The sequence below is a fragment of the Stieleria sp. genome (assembly GCF_041595215.1).
Taxonomy (GTDB): Bacteria; Planctomycetota; Planctomycetia; order Pirellulales; family Pirellulaceae; genus Stieleria; species Stieleria magnilauensis.
Map to the genome: position 1 here is coordinate 1 of NZ_JBFHKV010000869.1, position 3778 is coordinate 3778.

Sequence of the window (3778 nt, forward strand, 5' to 3'; positions counted from 1 at the left end):
ATCGAATTGACGATCGCTTTGCCCTGCACGTTGCGAAGCCCCGCTTCGATCACCTCCCATTTGCTGCTGTCGATCATCACGGGAACCGATGCAGCGACGTGATCACCGGCGATCAAACGCAGAAATCGGGTCATCGCTTCGACACCATCGAGCATCCCTTCGTCAAAGTTGACGTCGATGATGGTGGCCCCGTTTTCAACTTGCTCGCGCGCAATCTCGACGGCCTCTTCATACTTTTCATCACGGATCAGGCGGGCGAACTTTTTGCTGCCCATCACGTTGGTGCGTTCACCGACCATCGTGAACGGCACCTCAGGACGCATCACCAGCGGCATCTGACCGGACAACCGCGTGTAGACCGGCCCGGGTGCGTCTTGCTTGGGCCGGCATCCTTTGACGCGATCGGCCATCGCGCGGATATGGTCGGGCGTCGTGCCGCAGCAACCGCCCAGGATGTTCACCCAACCGTTGTCGGCGTATTCACCCACCTTGTCCGCCATCGCCTTGGGGCCGAGGTCGAATTCACCCATCTCGTTGGGCAATCCGGCGTTGGGATGGCAGGAAATCGGGATTTCGGCAACTTTGGCAAGTTCTTCGATGTGAGACCGCATCACGTCGGGCCCGAGCGCGCAATTCATGCCGACCGAAAGCAACGGAAAGTGGTTGATGGCCGTCCAAAAGGCCTCGACACTTTGTGCGCTGACAAAGGTCCGTCCGCCATCGCCAAAGGTGCCGCTGGCCATCACAGGAACCCGACGACCACCGGCATTGAAAAAGTCGGCGATCGCGAACAAACACGCCTTTAAATTCAAGGTGTCGATCGCGGTCTCGGGCAGCAGTACGTCGACCCCGGCGGCGACCAGCGATTCGACCTGGGCCCGATAGCTGTCCACCATTTCCTGGAACGTCGTGCCGCGATACGCCGGATCGTCTTCGGTGCTGATGGCCAATTGCTTGGTCGTCGGTCCGATCGAACCGGCCACAAAACGCGGTTTGTCGGGTGTGCGTTCGGTCCACTCCTGGGCCGCGGCGCGTGCGCACGCGACCGCCGCATGGTTGATTTCATCGACCAGGTCAAGCGGCAGACCAAACTCGACCATCCCAACCGGTGATGCGCCGAACGAGTTCGTTTCCACGATGTCGCTGCCGGCCTGAAAGTAAGCCCGGTGGATCTCGGTGATCTTGTCGGGATGCGTCAGGCAAAGGATGTCAGAAAAGTTCTTGAGGTCCTTGTGGTGATCGGCGAAACGCTCACCCCGCACAGCCGCTTCGTCCAATCCCAGACGCTGGATCATGGTTCCCATCGCGCCATCAAGAAGCAGGATCCGTTCCCGCGCGAGCGCACCAAGGATGGACGTGTCGTGTGGTTCGGCTTGAATCATCGGGGTCGGCCAGGGTTGGTCGGGTAGGTTCAGGACGGGATGGGCGAGGGCGGGCGGATCACACGTGTCGATTAGCCGTCTCGCGCGAGCGTACGGGCCTCGACCACCAAGGAAACGCACCGAGGCGAGTAGGCTCGCGCCAAACGGCTGATTCAATCGACAAACCGCCGAGGCTTTCGGCCGTTCGACGACGGATCCGCTCTCGCACCACGCAAGGTTGACAGGGGGAAAGCCGATCCCTACAAACATGCACGAATCATACATGTTTCAAAGCGTTGCGTTAACCCGCGTCATGAGACGACACCCATGCCGCCCAAAAGCCGAAAAAGTCAACGGTCGAATTGATCAAAGAAGACAGTGTCGGGATGCGTGGCAGCCTCCCCGACGAACTGGCCGACGCGACCACCAAGTTGTTGACGTTTCACGGCACCGACCAACAAGACGACCGTGACCTGCGCAAACCACGCCGCAAAGATCGACTCGGCAAGACGTATTCATTCATGGTCGGCGATCGCATCGGCGTGGAAGCGTTGGCGAAGGTCGGGCAAGCGGCCTGACGGGCGCCGAACCAGCGGCCAGGCGCGACGGCCATGCCGGCAGCCGCGGCGACTGGATCGTGAAAGCGAGTATCGAAAAATTGACAACGGTCTTCCTGGACCCTAAAACTATACTCCGTTATACACATTTGCAATTCCCCTCCGTTGCATCTCCCCCTTCAGGAAACCCCCATGAAACGCCTTCCCCTGTCTGCCTGCTTTGTCGCGACACTGGCCGTCTCGCTCGCCTGCGGATCTTCATTGACGGCCCCGTCGGTTCACGCCCAAGAACCCGCGGCGACCGCGCGGACTGATGCCAAAAAGGCTGAGAAGAAACCGGGCAAGAAAGCAATCGAGCGATCGCGCAAGACGGTGCAAACGCTGGACAACATCTTCAAGCAAACGATCGTGTTGGTGACCGACAAGTATGTCAACGACGATGACGATTTTGCTGCCGGTAGCGCGGCGGTGTTGTTGTTCAAGAAGATTTCCGATGGCAGCGACAAGACGATTCGATTGATCGACGCCACGGGCGATCCCTATGAATCCGAAAATGTCGCCAAAGATGACTTCGAAAAGCAGGGCATCAAGAAGTTGAAGGCCGGGGCGAAGCGTGTCGACGAGGTCGTCAGCCTGGACGGCAAGCACTACTTGCGTGCATTGACACCGGTACCGGTCGTCATGCAAAAATGCATCATGTGCCACGCACACTACGAAGATGTCGCCGAGGGCGAGCCGATCGGAGCGATCAGTTACACCGTGCCGATCGAGTAGTTGCGTTTGTCCTGCCGATTCTGGAACAACGAACTGCCGCGTCGCTACGTCGCGGACGGCGAAGTCCATGGCCCTGCCAAACCGGATGAAGTTGCCATCGACGTCGGTGTTCAATGACGGAGCGGTTCGGCATTACCCCAGAGGTATCGCGTCAGATCCGACCCCCGAACCCTTCGTGCGGGGCGGGTGTTGCTCAGGATCGAGAAACGCGATTGAGTTGTCGCCGCGTCGGGATCACATCGGCGAGCGTGACGCCTCCGAGAAACTCCTGCTGAATGCGTTCGGCTTCTGCCAGGACTCCCTTGAGCTTGCAGAACGAATGGATCACGCAGGAGTCATCGCTGCCGACACAGGAGAGCAGGTGCGTGTCGGTTTCCATGGTCGCGATCACATCCCCGATCACAATGTCTTCCGGGGAATGCGCCAATTCAATCCCGCCGCCGATCCCGCGTGTGCTTTGTACATAGCCCGCACGGGACAGCAGGTTGACGACCTTCGCAACGTGATTCGCCGAAATGCCGAACAGCGCTGCGACATCGGCCACGTTGGCGCGCTCGCTGCGTGTGGCCAGAAACATCAGCGTTCGCAAGGCGTAGTCGGTCTGCGTGGTGAGCTTCATGGGATTCGCAACCGAACGGCGCCCCTCCCGCTCTCCGACCGAGGCTGCCAAAGCTGTCCAAAAGAGACTTGTTTCGATAAGCCTAAGGCTAGCGGGCATTTCGGTCAATGGACAACGAGCCCGCGATGGCGGCTCGCAGTCGCTCAAGCACTTCCGGCGGACTGAGGCCTTGATGGACGCAAACGTACCGCAGCGATTTGCCCGCACAACCGATGTCCAATCCCAACTCGCTGAACACCCGCGTCGTTTCCGGATGCTCGATGATCCATTCAGGAATACTGCTGTCGAGGTCGCAATTCATGTTTGAAGTGTAGCAGAATCCGCCCCCAGCACGTGGCGTCAGCCAGTGGCGCGCGGTGCTTGATCCCGAAACCACCACGCGCCGCTCGCTGACGCGTCCCGCTGGGATGGCAACCCGGGTTGTCGGCGTCAACCTGGGTTGACGTTTTTTGCGCGTCAAACGCGAA

The 3778-nt window shown here is 59.5% G+C and carries 6 protein-coding genes; 2 read left to right on the forward strand and 4 right to left on the reverse strand.

Translation table 11 applies throughout. The features are described 5' to 3' along the window. Positions 1-1382: homocysteine S-methyltransferase family protein (locus tag ABX749_RS25420; protein ID WP_372898474.1), on the reverse strand; the 1382-nt coding region annotated here is incomplete at its 3' end. A 341-nt stretch (positions 1383-1723) separates the two neighbouring features. Here ABX749_RS25420 and ABX749_RS25425 point away from each other — a divergent pair. Both ABX749_RS25425 and ABX749_RS25430 read left to right on the forward strand, forming a co-directional pair. After that, positions 1724-1939, forward strand: coding sequence for a hypothetical protein (locus tag ABX749_RS25425; RefSeq protein ID WP_372898475.1), 216 nt, complete (start codon positions 1724-1726; stop codon positions 1937-1939). A gap of 171 nt (positions 1940-2110) precedes the next feature. Continuing rightward, the gene (locus tag ABX749_RS25430) at positions 2111-2692 is read left to right on the forward strand and encodes a DUF3365 domain-containing protein (protein ID WP_372898476.1); all 582 of its coding nucleotides are present in this window, start codon (positions 2111-2113) and stop codon (positions 2690-2692) included. Between the two features lie 193 nt (positions 2693-2885). Here the strand turns inward: ABX749_RS25430 and ABX749_RS25435 are convergent, their stop codons facing one another. The 3 genes from ABX749_RS25435 to ABX749_RS25445 all read right to left on the reverse strand — a co-directional run. Continuing rightward, positions 2886-3311, reverse strand: coding sequence for an Rrf2 family transcriptional regulator (locus tag ABX749_RS25435; RefSeq protein ID WP_372898477.1), 426 nt, complete (start codon positions 3309-3311; stop codon positions 2886-2888). Positions 3312-3399: 88 nt separating this feature from the next. Further along, positions 3400-3612: a DUF542 domain-containing protein gene (locus ABX749_RS25440; RefSeq protein ID WP_372898478.1), complete on the reverse strand. Its 213-nt coding sequence runs from the start codon at positions 3610-3612 to the stop codon at positions 3400-3402. Continuing rightward, the coding region (locus tag ABX749_RS25445; RefSeq protein WP_372898479.1) for a hypothetical protein at positions 3581-3778 on the reverse strand (198 nt) is incomplete at its 5' end. The genes ABX749_RS25440 and ABX749_RS25445, both read right to left, overlap by 32 nt.